This is a genomic window from Mycobacterium sp. SMC-4 (assembly GCF_025263265.1).
Lineage (GTDB): Bacteria > Actinomycetota > Actinomycetes > Mycobacteriales > Mycobacteriaceae > Mycobacterium.
Window position 1 is genome coordinate 3446921 of the sequence record NZ_CP079869.1, and the last position, 23596, is coordinate 3470516.

Sequence of the window (23596 nt, forward strand, 5' to 3'; positions counted from 1 at the left end):
ATGAGCAGTGAATACTCGACTGAGCAGGCTGATGAGCTGGCACACGGCTTCGTGCCCTTTCCCGAGGACAGGGCCGCGGTGTACCGACAGGCCGGATACTGGACAGGTCGGCCCCTCGACTCGATCCTCACCGAAGCCGCCGCGGCCTGGCCCGACAAGCCGGCAATCATCGACTCGACGCACAGCTACTCGTTCGCCGAATTGGACGCCGCGGCCGACCGGGCCGCCGCCGGTCTGTCCAGCATCGGGATCCGTCCCGGCGATCGGGTGCTGCTGCAGTTGCCCAACACCTGCCAGTTCGCCGTTGCTCTTTTCGGGCTGCTGCGCGCCGGGGTGGTGCCGGTGATGTGCCTGACCGGACACCGGACCGCCGAACTCGGCCGCTTCGCCGAGGTCAGTGGCGCCGTGGCGATCCTGATCCCCGACCAGGCCGCCGGATTCGACTACCGCGATATGGCTGCCACGCTGACCGCAGAACACCCGACGCTGCGCCAGGTGATCGTCGACGGTGCGCCGGGACCGTTCCTGGCGTGGTCGTCAATCCGCGATTTCGCCGGACCAGCGGCCGAGCGCGGGCTCGTCGACCCGACGCTGCCGGCACTGCTGCTGGTGTCGGGGGGCACCACCGGATTGCCCAAGTTGATCGCCCGCACCCACGAGGACTACGTCTACAACGCCACCGCATGCGCCCAGGCCTGTCAGATGACCGCCGAGGACGCCTATCTGGTTGCGCTGCCCGCTGGGCACAACTTTCCGCTGGCCTGCCCCGGCCTGCTCGGCTCGATGACCGTCGGTGCGCCGACCGTGTTCACCACCGACCCCAGCCCGGAGAACGCGTTCGCGTTGGTCGACAAGCACCGGATCACCGTCACCGGACTGGTGAACGCGCTGGCCAAGGTGTGGGCACAAGCGTGCGACTGGGAGCCGGTGCTGCCGACGTCGCTGCGCTTCGTCCAGGTCGGCGGCTCCCGGATGAGCCCGCAGGAGGCGCGCTTCATCCTCGATCGGTTGACCCCGGGCATGTCGCAGATCTTCGGGATGGCCGAGGGGATGCTGAACTTCACCCGCCCCGGCGACCCGGAGGACGTGGTGGTGCACACCCAGGGCCGACCGATGTCCGCGCACGACGAGATGCGGGTGGTCGACGAGGACGGGCATGACGTGGCGCCGGGCGCCGAGGGCGAGCTGCTGGTACGCGGCCCCTACACCCTCAACGGCTACTACCGCGACGACGAGGCCAACGCGCGGGCTTTTTCTCCCGACGGGTTCTACCGCACCGGTGACCGCGTCCGGATATTCACCGAGGGTGCGCGCGCCGGCTACGTCGAAGTCACCGGCCGGATCAAAGACGTGATCCACCGCGGGGGGGAGACGGTTTCCGCGACCGACCTGGAGGATCACCTGCATACTCACCCGGGAATCTACGCGGCCGCCGCGGTTGCGCTACCCGATCCCTACCTCGGTGAGAAGATCTGTGCTGCAGTGGTTTTCCGAGGCAAGCCGATCAGTTTGACCGAACTCAACGCGTTCCTCGACGAGCGCGGAGCCGCCAAGCACGCACGACCCGACGTGCTGGCGCCGGTGACGTCATTGCCGATGACCGCGGTCGGCAAGGTCGACAAGAAACAGTTGGTCGCTCGGCTGGTGTGAACGGCACGGATGGGGCAATGTGGCCGACGTGGACTTCGACGCCCTAGCCGAAGACATCGACCGACTCCGCACCGACATCGCCACAGCCGAGGCCCATTGGGCCCCGTGGCTGCACCGGGTGGCGCCGCGGCATCGGCGCAGCGCCCAGAACATGGTCCACTACTGGGCGCTGCGTCAGCACGACCTGCGCGGCCTGCAAACCCGGCTTTCCGCGCTCGGCCTGTCCTCACTCGGCCGTTGCGAGCCCCATGTGCAGGCCACCGCGGACCTCATCGCCGCAGCGCTGACAGCGATGCGCGGTGGCGGTTACCACCGGCCCACCGCCGCCGCGATAAGCGTCGCCGAAGGCCCCGCGCTGCTGGCGCGCCGCGCCGACGAACTGCTGGGCCGGCGTCGCGCCGAGCGTTCGGTGCGGATCATGGTGACGCTGCCCAGCGAGGCCGCCGAGGATCCCACCCTCGTCGAGGACCTGATTGCCGCCGGCATGGACGTCGCCCGCATCAACTGCGCCCATGACGACGCACCGGCCTGGCGCGCGATGGCCGAACACGTCGGTGCCGCCGCGGCTGCCGCGCAACGCAGCTGTCTGGTGGCGATGGACCTCGGCGGCCCCAAACTTCGTACTGTCGCGCTCGGACCTAAGGCCGGTGCACTCACCCTGGGCGGCGGTGACAGGTTGCGACTGGTCCCCGACGACGCCACCGCGCCGGCCGACATCCCCTGCATCGCCACCACGCTGCCCGAGCTGTTCGATCCCATCGCCGTTGGTGACGCGATGTTCTTCGACGACGGAAAACTGGGTGGTGTCGTGGAATCGGTCGGCGCCGAGGGGATCGATGTACGCATCGAACACCCGGCACGGGGCACTGCACGACTCAAATCGGGCAAGGGCATCAACGTGCCCGACACCGACTTGGCGATCTCCGCGCTGACCGACAAGGACGTCAAGGACCTCGCGACCGTGGTCGAGATCGCCGACATCGTCGAGTTGTCGTTCGTGCGCGACCCTGTCGACGTCCAGCGGCTGCTCGATGAGCTCGACCGCCGGGGCGCCGACGATCTGGGGGTGGTGCTCAAGATCGAGACCCGGTCGGCGTTCGAGAAGCTGCCGCAACTGTTGATGACCGCCATGCAGCGCAACCGCGTCGGGGTGATGGTGGCGCGCGGCGACCTGGCGGTCGAGGTGGGCTATGAGCGCATGGCCGAGATTCAGGAGGAGATGCTGTGGTTGTGCGAAGCGGCTCACCTGCCGGTGCTGTGGGCCACCCAGGTGCTGGAACGGCTGGCCAAGAAGGGCCAGCCGACACGCGCTGAAGTGTCCGACGCCGCCATGGGCGTGCGTGCGGAGTGCGTGATGCTCAACAAGGGCCGCTACATCACCGACGCGGTCGGTGCACTGGACAGCATCCTGCGCCGGATGGAGGCGCACGCCTACAAGAAGAACAGTCTGCTGCGCACGCTGACCTCATGGCGACCCGACGCGGCCACCCTGCGCGGTCGCTGAGGTCGAGCCGTTGCCGGTCGCGAGCATCTCGACGATGCGGGCACTGACCGCGGCCGCGCTGGGATGCTCCCACAGCAGGGTCGGCGGCAGTCTCAGCCCGGTGCGCTTCTCCAGAGCGCGGCGCAGCGCCACCGTCATGATGGAATCCACACCGGTCTCGACCAGCGGGACCCGCGGATCGACGTCCTCGTGGTCCAACCCCAGCTCGGCGGCCACCACCTCGATGACCTGATCGGCGACCCACTGTTCGACGTCTTCGTCACCCGGCCCGAACGCGGCACTTGCGCCCCCGGCAGGATCGGGCACGGGTGCCACGTCGGCGAGCATCGGGACCGAGCCGGCTTCCGGAAGCACCGGCAGCACAACGGGGTTCGGGTCGTCGCGACGCATCGCCGCGTCCAGTGCGCGCATCGCGTCCTCGGCTCCCACCGTGCCCATACCGAGGGCCTCGAGTTGGGCGGCCACGTATCCCGAGTCCGATCCCATGCCCAGCCCACGCCAGGCGGTCCAGGCCACACTGACGATGCGATCACCCTGTGCGCGGCGGTGTCGGGCGAACGCATCGAGGTAGGCATTGGCGCACGCGTAGGCACCCTGTCCGGGGAACCCCGCCAGGTACCCGCACGAGGAGAACAACACCATCCAGTCCAGCTGCCCCGGGCCGAACAGCCGGTGCAGCGTCTGCGCCCCGTCCACCTTGGGCGCCATCGTGGCGTGCAGATCCTGCGCTGTGGTGTTCGCCAGCAGTGCGCCGGCTTCCACGCCCGCGGCGTGCACCACGCCACGCACCGGAGGAAGCGGCGAGAGAATCTCGCTCAACTGCTCACCGGCGTGCGGGGCCGCGATGTCGATCGCGGCCACGTGCACGCTGACCCCGCGTTCCTCCAACGAGGACACCGCGGCGACGAGCTCGCGGTCATGGTGTTGCGGCCACTGGCGGCGCGGGGGGATCCCGCTGCGCGACAACAGCACCAGGCGGCGGGCCCCGAGATCGGCCAGTCGCTGGGCGACGCGCAGGCCGAGCGCACCGGTGCCTCCGGTGATCAGGTAAGTGCCGCCCGGGGCGCAGGTCAGCGGCGCTCCCGCACCGGGATCGGCGGGCGCCAACCGAGCGGTGAACGCCACACCGTCGCGCACCACCACCACGCCGTGGCCGTGCAGTTGCGCCAGGACTGCGTCGGGCACCACGTCATCGACCAGGTCGAGCACACCACCCCACTGGTCGGGGTGCTCGGCGGCCGCGACTCGGGCCAACCCCCACACCGGTGCCTGCGCCAGGGCGGCACCTTCGTGAACTCCGCGGGTCAGCACCCACAACCGGGCTCCCGATGCCTTCAGGTGCATCTGCAGGCAGGCGTGCAGGGCCAGTTCCGCAACGGCCTGGGGGGTGGCCGAAGACGGTATCACCAGTAGCACCACCGCCGCGGGTGTCGGGTCGGACGGGATCTGCGTGATGTCGCGGTAGCATCGCACCGTCGCCGGCGTGCCGTCGAGATGATCTGCCAGCGAACGGGTTTCAGCCTCTTCGCCGACCAGGAGTACCTCAGCGGGCCGTCGGTCGGGGTCGAAGGCCACCGGGTGCCAGGCCACCTGGTGCAGCATCCGCGAGGTGTCGCTGCCGCTCGGATTCTCCAGTTCCTCGAAAGTCATCGCGGTGATCGAGGCCAGCACCAGGCCGGCGTCGTCGGCGATCACCACGTCGGTGGTGGTGGGTTTCCGATGCCGGATGTGCATGACGGCCACCGCCGGTGGTGGTGCGCCGATCCGGACCTCCCCGATGCGGGCCGGCATCCGCAGCCGCGCCGGCCCGTCGAACACCGTCGAGGCAGCCGATGTCGCGGCGTCGAGCAGACCGGCCCAGGTCGCAGGCACCGACCCGTCAGCGTGCGCCGACACCCGGATGAGCATCTCGGCGTCACCGCAGCGGATGTCGAGGATCTGCCAGTCAAAACCCATCGCCGCGACCCCCACAGCGGCCAGAGTGTCGACGACATGCTCGGGCGGGCGCACCCGGGTGCAGCGCCACCGCGCGTCGTCGTCGATCCGGCCGCTGGGCGCATCGGTCCCGTCGTCGGTGACGACCACGGCGCTGCTGTGGGTCAGCCACCCGCCGGCGGCCGCGTCTGCGTCGGGCTCGACCACCCGCGACGACAGCCGCAGCGCGCCGTCCTGCAGCACCACCTGGATGTCGCGGGCGCGCCCGGGCGCGACCGGGGTGCGCAGTCGGACATCGGTCAGCCCGGCCCCGGCAGCGCCGAGGAACGTGTTGACCAGCACCGCGGCCGGCACGATTTCGGTGTGCTGAACGGGGTGGTCTCCGGGGTAGGGCCGGTTGGCCATGTCGAGCCGCGTCTGCCAGACGCGAGCCGGGACCGCCCCGGTCACCTCGGTGGCTCCACCGAGCAGGGTGTGCGACGTGACATCGTGCAGCGCACCGGTGCCCGGGGGCACGCCCGGGGTGCGCCAGAAGTGCCGGTGCTGCCATCGGGTGCCGGGCAGCCCGGGTGACCACGGGCTCTTCGAGGTGTAGCCGTGCCGAACGGGTGCGCCGTGGCAGTACAGGGCGGCCAGCGCGGCCCCGACCGATCGGCGCTCGGGCTGGTCTCGCCGAAGCACCGGGACCACCGCGTAGCAGTCACGGCCGTCCTCGTGGCCGAGCCCGGTCATGGTCTCGGCGATCGAGTGGGCCACCACCGGGTGCGCAGAGACCTCGAGGAACAACCGGTGACCGTCGGCCGCGGCCGCGGCCACCGCCTCGGCGAACCGTACCCGACCACGCAGGTTGGTCGCCCAGTATTGCGGCCCGCGCGGCGCCGAGGAGCGCGGGTCGGTCATTGCGGTGCTGTACAACGGGATTCGGGGTTGTCCGGGTTCTGGTAGCTCGGCGACCAGGCGGGCCAGTTCACCGGTCAGCTGATCCATCGCGGGGCTGTGGAACGCGACGTCGGTGTTGACTCTGCGCACGGTCATGCCGTCCGCGCTCCACCGCGCGACGACGTCCTCGACGGCGGCCACGGCGCCCGATACCACAGTCGACTGCGGGGAGGCGCTGATCGCGGCCACCACGTCGCCGCGGCCGGTCAGCTGCCGGACGGCCTCCTCGAACGGCAGCCGCACCAGCGCCATCGCTCCCGCGCCGGCCACCTGCCGGAAGCCACGGGCCCGGTAGCAGGCCACCGCCGCGCCGTGGAACAGGTCGAAGACTCCCGAGACCACGCACGCGGCAACCTCACCCACCGAGTGGCCGATCACCGCGGCCGGAGTGATGCCCCGGCCGGCCAGCAATGCGGCCAACCCGACCTGCATGGCGAACGTCAACGCCTGCACCTGATCGGTCTCACCGAGGTCTTCGGAGGTCAGCGCTTCGCGGGCGCTGAACCCCAGTTCGCGGCCGAACACGGTGTCGACCGCGTCGATGGTGGCGGCGAACTCCGGTTCGGTGGCCAACAGTTCACGGCCCATCCCGGCCCAATGCGAGCCATGCCCGGAGAACACCCAGACCGCTCCGTCACCGGCTCCGGGCAGCACATTGCCGGTCACCACGCGTGGGTCACGCCCCTGGGCAGCGAGCGTGTCGAGCGCCTTGACCACGATCGGAGCCCGCTGCTCGTCGCTCAGGCCTTCGGTCACCACCGCGGCGCGGACCGGCTCGACCGAACGTCGGGTCCACATCGTCGCCGCGACACGCTCGACGTCGAATTCCGCGGTGCGCAGATGGTCGGCCAGCGCCCCGGCCTGGATGGCCACCCTGTCCTCGGAGCGCGCCGACAGTGGAATGAAACTGGCTGTCGGCACTGGCTTTTGAGAGTCTCCGGCCAGCGGGGCCTCTTCGAGTAACACATGGGCGATGGTGCCGCCGTAGCCGTAACTGCACACCGCGGCGCGACGCGGAGCCACACCGCGAGTCCACGGCTCGACCTCGGTCGGCACCCGCAGGCCGCTGCCGGCCCAGTCGATGGCGGGGTTCAGCGTGCGCACCCCCGCCGTCGGCGGCAACGCCTCACGGTGCAGCGCCAGCGCGGTCTTGATCAGCCCGATCACCCCCGCGCCGCCCTCGAGATGGCCGGTGTTGGGCTTGACCGAACCGATCGCGCACGGGCCGCTGGTACGCCCGGCGCCGTAGACCGCCGCCAGCGCCGCGACCTCGACCGGATCTCCGGTGGGAGTTCCGGTGCCGTGCGCCTCGATGTAGTCGACGCTGTCCGGCGTGATGCCCGCGCTGCGGCAGGCCAGTCGGAAGAGGTCCTGCTGGGCTTGGCCGTTGGGGGACATGATGCCCACGGTGCGACCGTCCTGGGCGACGGCACCGCCGCGGATCACGGCCAGAACCCGGTCGCCGTCACGCTGCGCATCGGTGAGTCGCTTGAGGACCACCACGCCGGCACCCTCGCCGCGCCCGTAGCCGTCGGCGGACTCGTCGAACGTCTTGCACCGGCCGTCGGGCGCGGTGGCGCCCGCGACGTCGAGCACCCGGCTCAGTCCCGGCCCGATGAGCGCGCTGACCCCGCCGGCGAGAACCAACGATGTCTCGCCGTCGCGCAGCAGCTGACAGCCCTGGTGCACGGCAACCAGCGACGCCGCGCACGCGGCATCGAGGGCGACGCTGGGACCACGCAGGTCAAGCAGGTGGGAGACCCGGTTGGCGACTCCGCACAGCGAGGTGCCGATACCGGTCCAGGCCTCGATGCCCTCGAGATCCTCCATCAACAGCCTGCCGTAGTCGTCGGAGTTGACCCCCATCAGCACCGCGGTGTCCGTCCCCGCCAGTGAACGCGCAGCGATGCCGGCGTGCTCCAGGGCTTCCCACGACACCTCCACGGCCAGCCTCTGCTGCGGGTCCATCAGCTCGGCTTCCCGTGGGGAGACGCCGAAGAAGTCGGCGTCGAAGCCCGCCAGATCGTCGAGGAATGTGCCCCACCGCGTGGTGTCGCGCAGGACCGCAGCGTTGCGGGGGTCGCGGTGCAGGTAGGGCTCCCACCGCTCGGCGGGTACCTGACGCACGGCACTGCCGCCCTCGAGCAGAAAATCCCAGAACTCGTCGGCGGTGCTGATGCCGCCCGCAACACGGCAACCGATGCCGACAACGGCGATCGGCTCGGGAGCGCGGTTCAGTGCCACGTCGGCAGGCACGCCCGGGGCACCCACCGTGCCAGCGAACTATGTTTAGGCTGCCCTAACTGACGCATGGGCGTTATCTTGGCACAGCGGCCGCGCGATCAGGAATCCATCCCCGGTCTCGAGAAGTTTGCTCACCGCCGCGGCGGGGGCTGCGCGCCGGGGTCCTCGGGGTCGACCTCGACCGCATACGACGTGATCGCCGCGATCTCCTCGCCGGCGAACTCGTAGATCGCGCAGCCGGCGACGGCGATGATCCCGTCCGGGCGCAGATAGCGCACCACGGTGTCGACAGCGACAACGTCACCGTCGCCGGTGTTCACCTGCCGGTCGAAGGTCACCTCGATGCCTTCCAGACTGGCCAGGGTCTCCCGGCAGGTGCGGCGCACCGCATCGGCGCCTTCCAGCACCATCCCGCCGACGATTGTCCACTTCACGTCAGCGGCCAGATGTCCCAGCGCGTCGTCGAACCGGTGCTCGGAGAAGGCGCGGGCCACCGCAGCCGGGTCGAATGTCACGGTCTCGACCGTAGCGCCCGCCGCCCTCGGGCGGGTATGTGTAGACGCATGGAGCTGTCCGGGATCGGTGTGTGGAGTTCGCAGTTGCGCTACGGGAATCCGGCGGAGGCAGCAGAAGCGGCCGCCGAACTCGATGAGCTCGGGTTCACCGCCCTGTGGATACCGGACGTCGGCGGACCGGTGCTCGACTCGGTGGAGAACCTGCTTTCGGCCACCAAGCAGACGGTGATCGCCACGGGCATCCTGAACCTCTGGATGCACGAGCCCGCCGAGGTCGCCGACCGCTACGCCGCCCTCACCGATGCCCATGGCCGGCGATTCCTGCTCGGCATCGGCTGCAGTCACGCCCCACTGATCGACGCGGGAGAGCCCGGTCGCTACCGCAAGCCGCTGGCCGCGACGAGAGCCTTCCTCGACGGCCTCGACAGCGCGACGCAGCCGGTACCCAAAGACGACCGGGTACTGGCCGCGCTGGGGCCGAAGATGCTGCAGCTGTCGGCCGAGCGCGGCGCCGGCGCACACCCGTACCTGACCACGCCCGAACACACCCGGCAGGCCCGTGAGGTGCTCGGCGACGGCCCACTGCTGCTGCCCGAGCAGGGCGTGCTGCTGACCGAGGACCGCGAGCAGGCCCGGGCGATCGGCACCGACTGGCTGAAGTCCTATCTCGCACTGCCCAACTACGCCAACAACCTGCTGCGCCTCGGCTTCACCGAGGAGGATCTGCGCACTGTCAGCGACCGCGTCTTCGACGCGCTGCTCGCCTGGGGCGACGAGGAGACCATCCAGCGACGCGTCGACGAGCATCGCCAGGCCGGCGCCGATCATGTGTGCGTGCAGGTTCTCACCGCCGATCCCCGCGAGTTCCCGCGCGAGCAGTGGCGCCGGCTCGCCGCGGCACTGCTCTGAGCCGGCTCGCCGACGTGCTGCTCTGAGTCAGTCCAGCAGCGAGCGCACCACCGCGTCGGCCAGCAGCCGGCCGCGATCGGTGAGCACCACCGCGGCGCCCTCGGCGCGCAATAGCCCATCGTCGATCGCGGTCGCTGCTCGCCGGCGCTCACGATCCGACAGCACGGCCAGCGGCAGGCCGCTGCGCAGCCGCAACCGCAACATCACGTCCTCGACGTGGATGGTGTCGCAATCGAGCACCTCGAAGTCGGCCACCGGTAGCCGACCCGCAGCCAGCACCGCCGCGTAGGTCGCCGGGTGCTTGACGTTCCACCACCGGGTGGCCGCCACATACCCGTGCGCTCCGGGGCCGGCACCCCACCACAGGCCGCCGTTCCAGTAACCCAGGTTGTGTCGGCACTCACCGCCGGGCCGGCTCCAGTTCGACACCTCGTACCAGGAGAACCCGGCCTCACCGAGATGACGGTCGACCAGCTCGTAGCGACGCGCCAGCACGTCGTCGTCCGGGGCGGGCAGCTCCCCGCGCCGCACCCGGCGGGCCAGAGCGGTGCCGTCCTCGACGATCAGCGCGTAAGCAGACACGTGGTCGGCCCCGGTGGTCAGCACCGCGTCCAGCGACCGCCGCAGGTCGTCATCGCTCTCCCCCGGCGTGCCGTAGATCAGATCGAGGTTGACGTGCTCGAAGCCGGCGCGGCGCGCCTCCAGTGCCGCCTCGATGGCCCGGCCGGGTGAATGCACCCGGTCAAGCGCCCGAAGCACGTGCGATGCGGAGGACTGCATGCCCAGCGACACCCGGGTGTAGCCGCCGCGGCGCAGCGCACTGAAGAATTGCGCAGACGTCGACTCGGGGTTGGCCTCGGTGGTGACCTCGACGTCGGCGGCCAGCCCGAACTGCGCGCGCACCGCGTCGAGCACCCGGGTCAGCCCGGCAGCGCCCAGCAACGACGGGGTGCCGCCACCGACGAACACCGTCGACACCGCGCCCACGTCGCCCAGGTGCCTGGCGGCCAGTTCCAGCTCGGTCTGCACCGCCGACAGCCACCCCTGCGGGCTGCTGTCGCCGAGTTCGGCGGCTGTGTAGGTGTTGAAGTCGCAGTAGCCGCAGCGGGTCGCGCAGAACGGGACGTGGATATAGAGCCCGAACGGGCGGCCCGGGTCCGCCGTCAGCGCAGGCAGAACCACCCCAGCGGCGGCGGGCGGCATACCGACGGACATGGCCACCAGTGTGGCAGGCCGGGCCTGCGCTCACCGTGAGCACAAATCTGGCCCGGTTAGGGGCTATACCGGTGTCCGTGGCACAATGGCCAACGTGACCGACGCCCGCATCCTGCCTACCCCGGTAGCCCTGGTAGCCCGGCGTCACGTCGACTTCAAGCGTGTCTGTACCAGCACTTGTCTGCTTTGTCGCGCCTGATCTAGGACCCAGCCCACCCCCGAACTCACAGCTGGCCGCCGGATCTGCGCCGCCGGACAGCCACCGGTGAGAATGCGCGGTCCCCACGCCGGCTCCGACCGAGAGCCACCTGATGACCACAGCCAAGACACCCCCCAGCAAACCCGCCAAACGCCCGCGTGGTGAAGGCCAGTGGGCCCTGGGGTACCGCGAGCCGCTCAACGCCAACGAGCAGGCCAAGAAGGACGACAACCCGCTCAATGTGCGGGCCCGCATCGAGAACATCTACGCCAAGAACGGCTTCGAGTCGATCGACAAGGGCGACCTTCGCGGCCGTTTCCGCTGGTGGGGACTGTATACGCAGCGCAAGCCCGGCTTCGACGGGACTTGGACCGGTGACGAGAACACCGACATGCTCGAAGACGAGTTCTTCATGCTGCGGGTGCGCTCCGACGGTGGCGCGCTGACCGCTGCGGCGCTGCGCACACTCGGGCAGATCTCCACCGAGTTCGCCCGGGACACCGCTGACATCTCGGACCGGCAGAACGTGCAGTACCACTGGATTCGCGTCGAGGACATGCCCGAGATCTGGCGGCGCCTCGACGAGGTCGGGCTGCAGACCACCGAGGCCTGCGGCGACTGCCCGCGCGTGGTGCTGGGCTCCCCGTTGGCCGGGGAATCCCTCGACGAGGTGATCGACGGCACGCCGGCGGTCGATGAGATCGTCAAGCGCTACATCGGCAAGCCCGAGTACTCGAACCTGCCGCGCAAGTTCAAGACCGCGATCTCCGGGCTGCAGGACGTGGTCCACGAGGTCAACGACGTCGCGTTCATCGGCGTGGTCCACCCCGAGCACGGACCCGGCTTCGACCTGTGGGTCGGCGGCGGCCTGTCGACCAACCCGATGCTGGCCCAGCGGGTCGGCGTATGGGTGCCGCTGGCCGAGGTGCCCGACGTGTGGGAGGCCGTGGTCAGCGTGTTCCGCGACTACGGCTACCGCCGGCTGCGCAGCAAGGCCCGGCTGAAGTTCCTGATCAAGGACTGGGGCGTCGAAAAGTTCAGGGAAGTTCTCGAGCAGGAATACCTGCACCGTCCCTTAGTCGACGGGCCGGCGCCCGACCCGGTGACCCGGCCGATCGACCACGTGGGCGTGCAGAAACTCAAGAACGGACTCAACGCCGTCGGTGTCGCGCCGATCGCGGGCCGGGTGTCGGGCACCATCCTGAGCAAGGTGGCTGACCTCGCCGAGGCCGCGGGCTCTGACCGGATCCGGTTCACCCCGTACCAGAAGCTGATCATCCTCGATATCCCAGACGCCAAGCTCGACGATCTGCGTGCCGGCCTTGACGCCCTGGGCCTGCCCTCGACACCGTCGCACTGGCGCCGCAATCTGATGGCATGCACCGGCATCGAGTTCTGCAAGCTCAGCTTCGCCGAGACCCGCAGCCGCTCGCAGGTGCTGGTGCCCGAATTGGAGCGCCGCCTGGAGGACATCAACTCCCAACTCGACGTGCCGGTCACCATCAACATCAACGGCTGCCCGAACTCGTGCGCGCGTATCCAGGTCGCCGACATCGGTTTCAAGGGCCAGATGGTGGACGACGGGGACGGCCCCGAGGAGGGTTTCCAGGTGCATCTGGGCGGCAGCCTGGGCCTGGACAGCGGGTTCGGTCGTAAACTGCGCCAGCACAAAGTGCTGGCCAGCGAGCTCGGCGACTACATCGAGCGGGTGGTGCGCAACTTCGTGAAACAACGCGAGCATGGCGAGCGTTTCGCTACGTGGGCGCTACGAGCCGACGACGCGGACTTGAGGTGATGGCATGACCGAGACACTGACCGAGAGCGATTTGCAGCGGCTGGCCGAACGGGGCGCAGCGGAGCTGGGCCCGAACGCCACCGCAGAGCAGCTGCTGCGCTGGACCGACGAGAATTTCGGCAACGATTACATCGTCGCCTCCAACATGCAGGACGCGGTGCTGGTGGACCTGGCCGCCAAGGTGCGCCCCGGTGTGGACGTGTTGTTCCTCGACACCGGCTACCACTTCGTCGAGACCATCGGCACCCGCGATGCCGTCGAGGCCGTCTACGACATCAACGTCGTCAACGTGCGTCCCGAGCAGACCGTCGCCGAGCAGGATGCGTTGCTGGGCCGCAACCTTTTCGAGCGCAACGCCAACGAATGCTGCCGGTTGCGCAAGGTCGAACCGTTGTCGAAGGCGCTCAGTGGCTACTCGGCGTGGGTGACCGGTATCCGCCGGGTGGAGGCGCCGACCCGCGCCAACGCACCCCTGATCACTTGGGATGCGGCGTTCGGACTGGTCAAGATCAACCCGCTGGCGGCCTGGACCGACGAAGAGATGCAGGACTACATCGACACGCACGGGGTGCTGGTCAATCCGCTCGTCGAGGAGGGCTATCCGTCCATCGGATGCGCGCCATGCACCCGCAAGCCGGCTGCCGGTGCCGATCCGCGCAGCGGGCGGTGGGCCGGTCAAGCCAAGACCGAATGCGGGTTGCACGCCTCTTGAGCACCCTGGTGCTGACGGCGCACGGTAGCGCCGATCCCCGCTCGGCGCGCACCGTCGCGTCGATCGCCGATTGCGCGCGCCGCTTGCGCCCGGCGTTGGACATTCGGGTTGCCTTCTGCGAGAAGAGTTCTCCCAATCTACGCGAGGTGCTCGCCACGGTGGGAGATGACGACGCGGTGGTCGTTCCACTGTTGCTTGCCGATGCTTATCACGCCCGGGTCGACATCCCGGCGATCATCGCCGAGTCCGGCGTGCGAGCCCGGCAATCCGAGGTCCTCGGAGAGGACGATCGGCTGATCCACGTGCTGCGCCAACGTCTGGAGCACGCCGGGGTGTCCCGGCTGGACTCCCGGATCGGAGTGCTGGTCACCGCGGTGGGCTCCTCGCGGCCCTCGGCCAATGCCCGCACCGCATCGGTGGCCCGGGAGCTGACGCTGACCACGCGCTGGCGGGCCGCGACAGCATTCGCCACCGGCCCGCAACCCAGTCTGGCTCACGCTGCCGACGCCCTGCGCCACCGCGGGGCCACCCGCCTGGTGATCGCACCGTGGTTTCTCGCGCACGGCCGGATCACCGACCGGGTCGCAGACTTCGCCGCGGCACAGGACATTCCGATGTCGGCCCCGCTGGGCGCGCACCGCCAGGTCGCCGAGACCGTGCTGGACCGCTTCGAAGCGGCCCTCATGGTGCGCTCAGCGGCCTAGAGGCCACGCCGCCAGGCCCGGTACAGTCGCTCTCACACCCACGCCGGACTCTTCACAGAAGGATTCGATGCCCCCTCATAGACCCGGGGCGGTCACGTGTTGACCGCCGCCCTCGGGATTCTTGTCGGATTTGTCGTCGTCCTGTTGATAACAGCGCTGACTGGCTACTTCGTCGCGCAGGAATTCGCCTACATGGCCGTGGACCGGTCCCGGCTCAAGGCGCGTGCAGAAGCAGGTGACGGCGCGTCGGCACGGGCGCTCGGTGTCACCCGCCGCACGTCGTTCATGCTGTCGGGCGCACAACTCGGCATCACGGTCACCGGGCTGCTGGTCGGGTACGTCGCCGAACCGCTGATCGGGCGCGGTCTGGAGACACTGCTGGGCGGCTCCGGCATCCCCACCGTCATCGCAGTCGCCATCGGCGGCGTGGCCGCGATCGCAGTGTCGACACTGATCCAGATGCTCTTCGGCGAGCTCTTCCCGAAGAACCTCGCGATCGCGCGACCCGAACCGCTGGCTCGCTGGTTGGCGTTGTCGACCACGATCTACCTGAAGCTCTTCGGCTGGCTGATCTGGCTGTTCGACCAGTCCTCGAACGTCCTGTTGCGGTTGTTGCGAATCGAACCCGTGCACGACGTCGAACACTCGGCGACCCCGCGCGACCTCGAGCACATCGTCGCGGCGTCTCGCGAAGCCGGTGAAATCCCGCGGGAATTGTCCGCGTTGCTCGACCGCATACTGGACTTCCCCACCAGCACCGCCGAGCACGCGATGATTCCCCGTTCACGGGTTGACATCGTCGAGAGTGACGAACGCATGTCGGATGTGCTCGATCGGATGGCCGGCGGCCACACCAGATATCCGGTGATCAGTGTCGATGACGACGAAGTGGTCGGCGTCGTCCACCTGCACGACGTGCTCGGTGACGTCCCCGGCGAAGACACCGTGGTGGGGCACTGCCGACCGGCGGTGATCGTGCCGGAGACGTTACCGCTGCCGAATGTGGTGCGCGCGTTGCAGGATGCTGCCGACGAGATGGCGGTTGTGATCGACGAGTACGGGGGGTTCGTCGGTGTGGTGACCGTCGAAGATCTCGCCGAGGAACTGGTGGGTGAGATCGACGACGAACATGACACCGATCACGAACCAGACGCCGTCGTCGAGGACGGTGGTTGGTTGCTCGCCGGGGACCTGCCACTCGACGAGGCCGAACGCACGCTCGATCTGACACTGCCGCCGGGAGACTACGAGACGATCGCTGGAATGGTGATCGCGTTCGCGGTCGGACTGCCCGACGTCGGCGATACCGTCAAGATCGAGCTTCCGAGCGACAGCGCCGACCTGCTGATCGACGGGCCCGCACCGACACGCCGACTGACAGCCGAGGTGCGGTCGGTCGAACGTCACGTCCCGGCCACGGTCTTCGTCACCGTCACCACCGAGTCCGCTCCCGCGGAGGCCGGCCATGAATGATCTCTGGGTGGTCGGGGGCATCACCGTCGCATTGATCGCCTCCAGCGCCTTCTTCGTGGCCATCGAGTTCGCGTTGATCGCTGCGCGCCGCAGCCGGCTCGAGGATGCCGCCGCCACGAGTGCGGCCGCTCGAGCCGCGCTGCGCAGCGCCAGTGAGCTGTCGCTGTTGCTGGCCGGGGCCCAGCTGGGCATCACGGTGTGCACGCTGATGCTCGGCGCGATCACCAAACCTGCTGTGCACTACGCGCTCACGCCGCTGCTGCGGGACCTCGGCGCGCCCTCGTGGGCGGCGTCGGTCGGCGGGTTCGCGCTCGCGCTGCTGATCGTGACGTTCCTGCACCTGGTGATCGGCGAGATGGCGCCGAAGTCGTGGGCGATCGCACACCCCGAGCGTTCGGCGACACTGTTGGCGCTGCCCATGCGCGGCTTCATGTTCGTGACCCGGCCGCTGCTGCGGGCACTCAACCAGGCCGCCAACTGGTGTCTGCGGCGTGTCGGCGTGAATCCGGTTGACGAGCTTGCCGAGGGCCAGGACCCCGGTGCGCTGCGGCAGCTGGTGGAGCATTCGGCAACTGTCGGCACGCTGGACGAGCGCTACCACGCCAACCTGACCAGTGCGCTGGAACTCGAAGCCCTGACCATTGGCCAAATGGCCCGCCGCGACGTCGAATTCAGCACCGTGCCCGCCGACGCGACACCGGAGCAGGTGCGCCAGACCGCGCGCGCCACCGGGCATCTCCGTCTGTTCGTCCGCGACGGGGAGGCGACGGTCGGTGTCGTGCACGTACGCGACACCCTGTCGTCATCGAGCCCGGCGCGCGACCTGATGCGACCGGTTTTCACCCTGCCGGAGCAGACACCCGTCTACGAGGCGCTGCGCCTCATGCGCGAGACCCGTAACCACCTGGTGGCCGTCGACGGCCCGTCCGGACCCGGCCTGCTGACGCTCACGGATCTGCTGCATCGACTGCTGCCTGCCGGCTCCGCCTGACTCAGCTCACCACCGCACCTTCGACGACCGTCACATCGTCGGGCAACGTCGGCACTCGGGTGGCACGCACGTAGACGGTGTCACCCTCCTTGAGTCCCAGCGCTTCGGCATCGCCTCTGGTGATCTGTGCGGTGAACGGGGTGTTCGTCGCAGCATTGGTCAGCTCGACGCGAACTTCGAAGCCCAACAACACGATCCGATCGATGACCGCCCGCGTGACCCCGGTCGCCTGCACCGAGTCGTCGCTGGTGGCGATCGCCATCTCGGGGTTGCGGCCCACCCGAATATCGTGCGGACGCACCAGCGCACCATTCAGCAAGGACACGGCACCGAGGAACGACATGACGAAAGCGTTGGCCGGCTTGTCGTAGACATCGCTGGGCGCGCCGACCTGCTCGATGCGTCCTTGGTTGAGCACTGCGATCCGGTCAGAGATGTCCAGGGCCTCGGACTGGTCGTGGGTGACCAGCACGGTGGTCACGTGCACCTCGTCGTGCAGTCGTCGCAGCCAGGCGCGCAGGTCTTCACGAACCTTGGCGTCCAGCGCGCCGAACGGTTCGTCGAGCAGCAGCACCTGCGGGTCCACGGCCAGGGCTCGGGCCAGGGCCATCCGTTGCCGCTGCCCGCCCGAGAGCTGGTTGGGGTAGCGGCCCTGAAAGCCGGCCAGTCCGACGACCTCCAGGAGGTTGTCGACGCGGTCCTTGATCTCGGCCTTGGGTTTCTTGCGGATCTTCAGGCCAAAAGCGACGTTGTCCCGCACCGTCAGGTGTTTGAAGGCGGCGTAATGCTGGAACACGAAGCCGATGCCGCGCCGTTGCGGCGGTACGTCGGTGACGTCGCGACCGTTGATGATGACGGTGCCGCTGTCCGGTTTGTCCAGACCGGCGATGGCCCGCAGCAGCGTCGACTTGCCCGAGCCGCTGGGCCCCAGCAGCGATGTCAGCGAACCCTGCGGCACCGTGAAGTCGACACTGTCCAGCGCGGCGAAGTCACCGAACCGCTTGTTGGCCCCGCGGACGACGATCGCATCTGTCATTCGTCTCTCACGTCCCTTCGGTTGTCATTCAGCATTGTGCGACTCAGTCTTCGGTACGGACGCGTTTGCGCTGGGTGTCGAACACGATCTGGGCGATCAGGACGGTCACCGCCACGGCCATCAGCACGGTCGAAATGGTGTAGGCCCCGTACTCGTCGCCTCGGGTGTAGCGGTCATGCACCAGCAGCGTGAGCGTCTGCGACTGACCGGGAAGGTTCGACGACACCATGAGCACCGCGCCGAACTCGCCGAGCGTGCGCGCCACCGTCAGCACCACACCGTAGGTCAACCCCCACCGGATGGACGGCAATGTCACTCGCAGGAAGGTCTGCCAGGCGCTGGCGCCCAACGTCGCCGACGCCTCTTCCTGATCGGTGCCCAGTTCATGCAACACCGGCTCGACCTCGCGGATGACAAACGGCAGGGTGACGAAGATGCTGGCCAGCACGATGCCCGGGAAGCCGAAGATGATCCGCAGGCCCAGGTCGTTCTGCACGAACCCGAAGAGCCCACCGGTGCCCCACAAAGCGATCAGGGCGACCCCGACGACGACCGGCGAGACTGCGAACGGCAGGTCGATGGCGGCCTGCAGGAGGTTCTTGCCGCGGAAACGTCTGCGCGCCAGCACCAGCGCCGTCGATACCCCGAACACCACGTTGAGCGGCACCACGATGGCCACCACGAGCAGCGAGAGCTGCAGGGCCGATTGCGCCGCCGGTGTGGTGATGGATGCCCAAAACGCGCCCAGCCCTGGCGCGAACGTCTGCCACAGGATCGCGCCCAGCGGCACGATCAGCAACGCGACCACGTAGATCGACGCCAGGAGCCGCAGCACCAGGCGGGTGGGCAGCGAGAGCGTCACGGCGCCAGCGCCTCCCGCTTGGCAGCCCGGGCTCCGAAGTACCGCAGCGCGAACAGCACGATGAAGGAGATCGCGAGCAGCACAATCGACACCGCGGCTGCCCCGGCGGGGTCATCGTTTTCGATCAGTGTCCTGATCCACTGAGAAGACACTTCGGTCTTGCCGGGAATCGCGCCGCCGATCAGCACGATCGAACCGAACTCCCCGATCGCCCGCGCGAAGGCCAGCCCGGCACCGGACAGCAGCGCCGGCGCCAGTGCGGGCAGGATCACCCGTGCGAAGATCGTCAAATTGTTCGCACCGAGTGAGGCCGCTGCCTCTTCGACCTCGCGGTCGAGTTCCAGCAGCACCGGTTGCACCGCTCGGACGACGAACGGCAGCGTCACGAAGGCAAGCGCCATACCCACCCCCCACTCGGTGTGCTGGATCTGGATGCCCACCGGACTCGCGGGTCCATACAGCGCCAGTAGCACCAAGCTCGCCACGATGGTGGGCAGCGCGAACGGCAGGTCGATGATCGCGTCGACGAACCGTTTGAACGGGAACTCGTCGCGCACCAGCACCCATGCGATCAACAGACCGAATACCAGATTGACCAGTGTCACGGCCACCGAGATGGTCAGGGTGACCCGAAACGACGCCACCGCCGACGGCGAGGTGACGGCGGCCACGAACGCTTCCCAGCCACCTCTGGCCGAAATCCACACGATCGCTGCCAGCGGCAGCAGGACGGTCAGCGACAACCACCCCACCGCCACGCCGATCTGCAGCGTGCCGCCGCTTCGTCCGAGCGCAGCCGAACGCCCGCCGGGTGCGGGCGTCACCTCCGGCCGCACCTCCTCGGGATTGGGCTGGGCGACAGCCCTCATCCAGTGGCCTGCTTGTAGATCTTGGTGATCGTGCCGTTGTCCTTGTCGAACAGTTGCGCATCGACGTCAGCCCAGCCGCCGAGATCGTCGATGGTCCAAAGTTTCTCGGGTGCGGGGAACTTGTCGGCGAACTCGGCCAGCACGGCGGGGTCGACCGGACGGAAGTTGGCCTCGGCCCACAGCCGCTGCGCCTCGGCGGTGTACTGGAAGTTCAGGAAGTCGTTCGCCTTGTCGAGGTGGCGGCTGGTGTTGACCACCGCGACCGGGTTTTCGATCTTGAACGTTTCGGGCGGGTTGACATACTCCAAATCGAAGTTCAGCGCTTCGTTCTCGTAGGCCAGCAGCACGTCGCCGCTGCCCTGCCGGAACACATCGGTGGCTTCCCGGCCAGAACCGGGACGGAGTTTGACGTGCTCGGTCACCAGCCGGTTGACGAAGTCGATACCGGCCTGGGGGTCCTGTCCCCCATTGCTGGCATACGCGTACGGTGCCAGCAGATTCCACTTCGCAGCCCCGGAACTGAGCGGGCTCGGCGTGATCACCTCGACACCGGGGGCCAGTAAGTCATCCCAGTTGCGGATGTTCTTCGGGTTGCCCGGCCGCACCGCGAAGCTGACGACCGACCCGAACGGGATGCCCCGGGTGACGCCGGCGTTCCAGCCCTCGTCGACCTTGCCGGCCTTGACCAGCCGGGTGATATCCGGTTCGACGGAGAAGTTGACGATGTCGGCCGGTTTGCCGGCCTCGACGCTGCGTGACTGGTCCCCCGAAGCCCCGTAGGACCCGGTGACCTCGACACCCCTGCCGTCCTGGGTCGCCGCGAAGGCCGGCGCGACCTTGGCCCAGCCCGGCTCGGGGACGGCGAAGGCGACCAGCGTCAACGTCGTCTCGGCGTCGGAGCGGCCACCGCCCTCTCCCACCACATCGCTGGCGCCACCGGCGCAACCGGCCAGCAGTGTCGCCGCGAGAGCGAACGCGGCGGCGGCGCGCCGGTGCTTCAACGATCTGAGCGTGTCGTGCATGGGGAACCTTTCACCGGAGGGGGCTTTTCAGGGGGAACCCGTCGGCGACAAGGCGAGATGGGTCGCGGCACCTCATGCCGCAAACAATCACCGACCACCGGACCGCGAACGGGCAGGAAGTCAGCGACAACAGCAGACATCGGCAACGGCAGACAAACCCACGGCAATGAGGGCCACGATATGGCCGCTCTTGTTGCCGGACGCCGTTCGCATGGCGGGAAGAATAGCAGAACCGTCGCTGATCAGTTCACCGAGCGAACAGCCACATCACGATGACCAGGACGATCAGCGCGACCAGCGCCAACGTCACCCGCGAACGCGGCATCGCACTCACCTGTCCTCTCCGTCTGCCTCGGCCGTCGCGCGCGCTCGGGCCTGGCGTGCCTGTCTGCGCAACCGGATCCCGTGTCCCAAGACGACGTCGAGCAACGCGGCAACGCCGTACGCCAGCACCAGCACCACCGGCATCACCACTGCGGTCTGCGCCACGAAGGGCAGACCTGAAAGCCACAGCTCGACTCCGTCCCACCAGTTGAGGAACCCGTCCACCCGGCCAGCCTATGCTCCGTGGCCCCTGCAGTAGACGGCGCGGCGGTCGGCAGTCGATGATGAGCAAATGGTTGTGCAGCGATCCGAGGTATCCGGTGAGGTATCCCACAATGGTGATTCGGCTGGCGATTCGGCCTTGACCCTGCCCGCCCCCACGCCGCCCTATCAATCCGGCGGTCCGCTGCGCAATCCCTTCCCGCCGATTGCCGACTATGCCTTCCTGTCCGACTGCGAGACGACGTGCCTGATCTCCTCGGCCGGATCGGTGGAGTGGATGTGTGTTCCGCGACCGGATTCGCCGAGCGTGTTCGGCGCGATCCTGGACCGCGGCGCCGGCCATTTCCGGCTCGGGCCCTACGGGGTGTCGGTGCCCGCGGCGCGCCGCTATCTGCCGGGCAGCCTGATCCTGGAGACCACCTGGCAAACCCATACCGGATGGCTGATCGTGCGTGACGCGCTGGTGATGGGCCCATGGCACGACTTGGAGACCCGGTCGCGCACCCACCGCCGCACCCCGATGGATTGGGACGCCGAGCACATCTTGCTCCGCACGGTGCGCTGTGTCAGCGGCACGGTCGAACTGGTGATGAGCTGTGAGCCGTCGTTCGACTACCACCGCACCAGCGCCTCTTGGGAGTACTCCGCGCAGGCCTACGGTGAGGCGATCGCGCGGGCGACCAAGAACCCGGACTCGCATCCGACGCTGCGGCTGACCACCAACCTGCGGATCGGGCTGGAGGGCCGCGAGGCGCGGGCCCGGACCCGGCTCAAGGAGGGCGACAACGTCTTCGTCGCGTTGAGCTGGTCCAAACACCCGGCGCCGCAGAACTTCGAAGAAGCCGCCGACAAGATGTGGAAGACCAGCGAGGCGTGGCGGCAGTGGATCAACGTCGGCGATTTCCCCGACCATCCGTGGCGCGCCTATCTGCAGCGCAGTGCGTTGACGTTGAAGGGGTTGACCTACTCTCCGACCGGCGCCCTGTTGGCCGCCCCGACCACGTCGCTGCCGGAAACGCCGCAGGGTGAACGCAATTGGGACTACCGATATGCCTGGGTGCGAGACTCGACGTTCGCGCTGTGGGGCCTGTACACGCTGGGCCTCGACCGCGAGGCCGACGACTTCTTCGCGTTCATCGCCGACGTGTCCGGCGCCAACAACGGCGAGCGCCATCCGTTGCAGGTGATGTACGGCGTCGGCGGTGAGCGCAGTTTGGTCGAAGAGGAACTGCCCCACCTGTCGGGCTATGACAACTCACGCCCGGTACGGATCGGCAACGGCGCCTATAACCAACGCCAGCACGACATCTGGGGCACCATGCTGGACTCGGTGTACCTGCACACCAAGTCACGTGAACAGATTCCCGAAACACTGTGGCCGGTACTCAAAGAGCAGGTCGAAGAGGCGATCAAACATTGGCGGGAGCCCGACCGCGGCATCTGGGAGGTGCGCGGCGAACCGCAGCACTTCACGTCGAGCAAGATCATGTGCTGGGTCGCGCTGGACCGGGGCGCCAAACTGGCCGAGCTGGAAGGCGAGAAGTCCTATGCCCAGCAGTGGCGGACCATTGCCGACCAGATCAAAGACGACGTCCTCGCCCACGGGGTGGATGAACGCGGCGTGCTGACCCAGCGGTACGGCGACGACGCGCTGGACGCGTCGCTGCTGCTGGCGGTGTTGACCCGGTTCCTGCCGCCCGACGACCCCCGCATCCGGGCCACGGTGCTGGCCATCGCCGAGGAACTGACCGAGGACGGGCTGGTACTGCGCTACCGCGTCGAGGAGACCGACGACGGACTCGCCGGCGAAGAAGGCACCTTCACCATCTGCTCGTTCTGGCTGGTGTCGGCGCTGGTGGAGATCGGGGAGATCGAACGCGCCAAGCACCTGTGCGAACGGCTGCTCGGCTTCGCCAGTCCGCTGCATCTCTACGCCGAGGAGATCGAGCCGCGCACCGGCCGCCACCTGGGTAACTTCCCGCAGGCGTTCACCCACCTGGCGTTGATCAACGCGGTGGTGCACGTAATCCGCGCCGAGGAGGAAGCCGACAGCTCGGGGGTGTTCCAGCCGGCGAACGCCCCGGTGTAACGGCGTGGTCGCGGTTTAATTTCTGGGCGCGCAGAAGACTCCCGCCGTTCACCGAGCGGGTGAACTATGGCCGTATGAGTGTGCGGGGATCAGACGACACGTCTCGGCAAGTCATCGACGTGGCTGTCGGCATTTTGATCGGCCTGCGCGGATGCTCGCGCCGGGAGGCTTTCGACGAGCTGGTGGCCGTGGTGCACCGCACCGGGACCGGGCTGGGCACGATCGCCTCGGGCCTGGTCGCGGTGGCCAGCGGGGCCAGTTCGGCCCGCTACGCCGAGGCCTACCACGAGTGGGGCGAGCTGATTCGCCTCGGCCGGAACGGGCCGCTGGCCGCCGCGGGCTGACGAGCGCGGATTTTCGACCTCGCTGAACAGAATGCTGTTCCTC

Annotated in this window: 19 protein-coding genes; 10 read left to right on the forward strand and 9 right to left on the reverse strand. The window is 68.5% G+C overall.

Going from position 1 to position 23596, the window contains the following annotated elements; translation table 11 throughout:
- Together KXD98_RS16350 and KXD98_RS16355 are read left to right on the forward strand one after the other, a co-directional pair.
- Entirely contained in the window at positions 1-1650 is a 1650-nt protein-coding gene (locus KXD98_RS16350) for a (2,3-dihydroxybenzoyl)adenylate synthase (RefSeq protein WP_260759417.1), read from the forward strand.
- Positions 1651-1669: 19 nt separating this feature from the next.
- Positions 1670-3154 carry a pyruvate kinase gene (locus tag KXD98_RS16355; protein ID WP_396881448.1) on the forward strand — a complete coding sequence of 495 codons (1485 nt, stop codon included), beginning with the start codon at positions 1670-1672 and terminating at the stop codon, positions 3152-3154.
- Here KXD98_RS16355 and KXD98_RS16360 read toward each other — a convergent pair.
- Both KXD98_RS16360 and KXD98_RS16365 read right to left on the reverse strand, forming a co-directional pair.
- Entirely contained in the window at positions 3116-8284 is a 5169-nt protein-coding gene (locus KXD98_RS16360; RefSeq protein WP_260759418.1) for a type I polyketide synthase, read from the reverse strand. The genes KXD98_RS16355 and KXD98_RS16360 overlap by 39 nt on opposite strands.
- Positions 8285-8403: 119 nt before the next feature.
- On the reverse strand, positions 8404-8787 hold the full coding sequence (locus KXD98_RS16365) for a nuclear transport factor 2 family protein (RefSeq protein WP_260759419.1): 384 nt from the start codon (positions 8785-8787) through the stop codon (positions 8404-8406).
- 48 nt (positions 8788-8835) lie between these two features.
- Between KXD98_RS16365 and KXD98_RS16370 the strand changes: the two genes are divergently transcribed.
- The gene (locus KXD98_RS16370) at positions 8836-9696 is read left to right on the forward strand and encodes an LLM class F420-dependent oxidoreductase (RefSeq protein ID WP_260759420.1); all 861 of its coding nucleotides are present in this window, start codon (positions 8836-8838) and stop codon (positions 9694-9696) included.
- Positions 9697-9723: 27 nt separating this feature from the next.
- On the opposite strand, the gene hemW is transcribed toward KXD98_RS16370, so the two are convergent.
- Positions 9724-10911, reverse strand: a complete 1188-nt coding sequence (gene hemW, locus KXD98_RS16375; protein WP_260759421.1) for a radical SAM family heme chaperone HemW — start codon at positions 10909-10911, stop codon at positions 9724-9726.
- Between the two features lie 311 nt (positions 10912-11222).
- Between hemW and KXD98_RS16380 the strand changes: the two genes are divergently transcribed.
- The 5 genes from KXD98_RS16380 to KXD98_RS16400 all read left to right on the forward strand — a co-directional run bounded on the left by KXD98_RS16380 (position 11223) and on the right by KXD98_RS16400 (position 16785).
- Complete coding sequence (locus KXD98_RS16380; RefSeq protein ID WP_260759422.1) at positions 11223-12905, forward strand: nitrite/sulfite reductase; 1683 nt, start codon at positions 11223-11225, stop codon at positions 12903-12905.
- A gap of 4 nt (positions 12906-12909) precedes the next feature.
- Positions 12910-13617, forward strand: a complete 708-nt coding sequence (locus KXD98_RS16385; protein ID WP_260759423.1) for a phosphoadenylyl-sulfate reductase — start codon at positions 12910-12912, stop codon at positions 13615-13617.
- Positions 13596-14321 carry a sirohydrochlorin chelatase gene (locus KXD98_RS16390; protein WP_260759424.1) on the forward strand — a complete coding sequence of 242 codons (726 nt, stop codon included), beginning with the start codon at positions 13596-13598 and terminating at the stop codon, positions 14319-14321. The genes KXD98_RS16385 and KXD98_RS16390 overlap by 22 nt, the downstream gene beginning before the upstream one ends.
- Before the next feature lie 96 nt (positions 14322-14417).
- Entirely contained in the window at positions 14418-15794 is a 1377-nt protein-coding gene (locus KXD98_RS16395; protein ID WP_260759425.1) for a hemolysin family protein, read from the forward strand.
- On the forward strand, positions 15787-16785 hold the full coding sequence (locus KXD98_RS16400; protein WP_260759426.1) for a hemolysin family protein: 999 nt from the start codon (positions 15787-15789) through the stop codon (positions 16783-16785). The genes KXD98_RS16395 and KXD98_RS16400 overlap by 8 nt, the downstream gene beginning before the upstream one ends.
- A 1-nt stretch (position 16786) precedes the next feature.
- Here the strand turns inward: KXD98_RS16400 and KXD98_RS16405 are convergent, their stop codons facing one another.
- From KXD98_RS16405 to KXD98_RS16425, 6 genes are all read right to left on the reverse strand, one after another.
- Positions 16787-17821: a sulfate/molybdate ABC transporter ATP-binding protein gene (locus tag KXD98_RS16405; RefSeq protein WP_260759427.1), complete on the reverse strand. Its 1035-nt coding sequence runs from the start codon at positions 17819-17821 to the stop codon at positions 16787-16789.
- Positions 17822-17864: 43 nt separating this feature from the next.
- Complete coding sequence (cysW, locus tag KXD98_RS16410) at positions 17865-18683, reverse strand: sulfate ABC transporter permease subunit CysW (RefSeq protein ID WP_260759428.1); 819 nt, start codon at positions 18681-18683, stop codon at positions 17865-17867.
- Positions 18680-19552 (reverse strand): sulfate ABC transporter permease subunit CysT, encoded by an 873-nt coding sequence (gene cysT, locus KXD98_RS16415; protein WP_260759429.1) that lies wholly within the window; start codon positions 19550-19552, stop codon positions 18680-18682. The genes cysW and cysT overlap by 4 nt, the downstream gene beginning before the upstream one ends.
- The gene (locus KXD98_RS16420) at positions 19549-20574 is read right to left on the reverse strand and encodes a sulfate ABC transporter substrate-binding protein (RefSeq protein ID WP_260759430.1); all 1026 of its coding nucleotides are present in this window, start codon (positions 20572-20574) and stop codon (positions 19549-19551) included. Before KXD98_RS16420 ends, cysT begins: the two co-directional genes overlap by 4 nt.
- Positions 20575-20694: 120 nt before the next feature.
- A complete protein-coding gene (locus tag KXD98_RS28570) occupies positions 20695-20787 on the reverse strand; it encodes an Ms4533A family Cys-rich leader peptide (protein ID WP_396881455.1) in 93 nt (30 codons plus the stop codon).
- 117 nt (positions 20788-20904) lie between these two features.
- On the reverse strand, positions 20905-21123 hold the full coding sequence (locus tag KXD98_RS16425; RefSeq protein WP_260759431.1) for a hypothetical protein: 219 nt from the start codon (positions 21121-21123) through the stop codon (positions 20905-20907).
- 67 nt (positions 21124-21190) lie between these two features.
- Between KXD98_RS16425 and KXD98_RS16430 the strand changes: the two genes are divergently transcribed.
- Entirely contained in the window at positions 21191-23209 is a 2019-nt protein-coding gene (locus tag KXD98_RS16430) for a glycoside hydrolase family 15 protein (RefSeq protein WP_260759432.1), read from the forward strand.
- A 74-nt stretch (positions 23210-23283) separates the two neighbouring features.
- The gene (locus KXD98_RS16435; RefSeq protein WP_260759433.1) at positions 23284-23553 is read left to right on the forward strand and encodes an ANTAR domain-containing protein; all 270 of its coding nucleotides are present in this window, start codon (positions 23284-23286) and stop codon (positions 23551-23553) included.
- Positions 23554-23596: the final 43 nt, after the last annotated feature.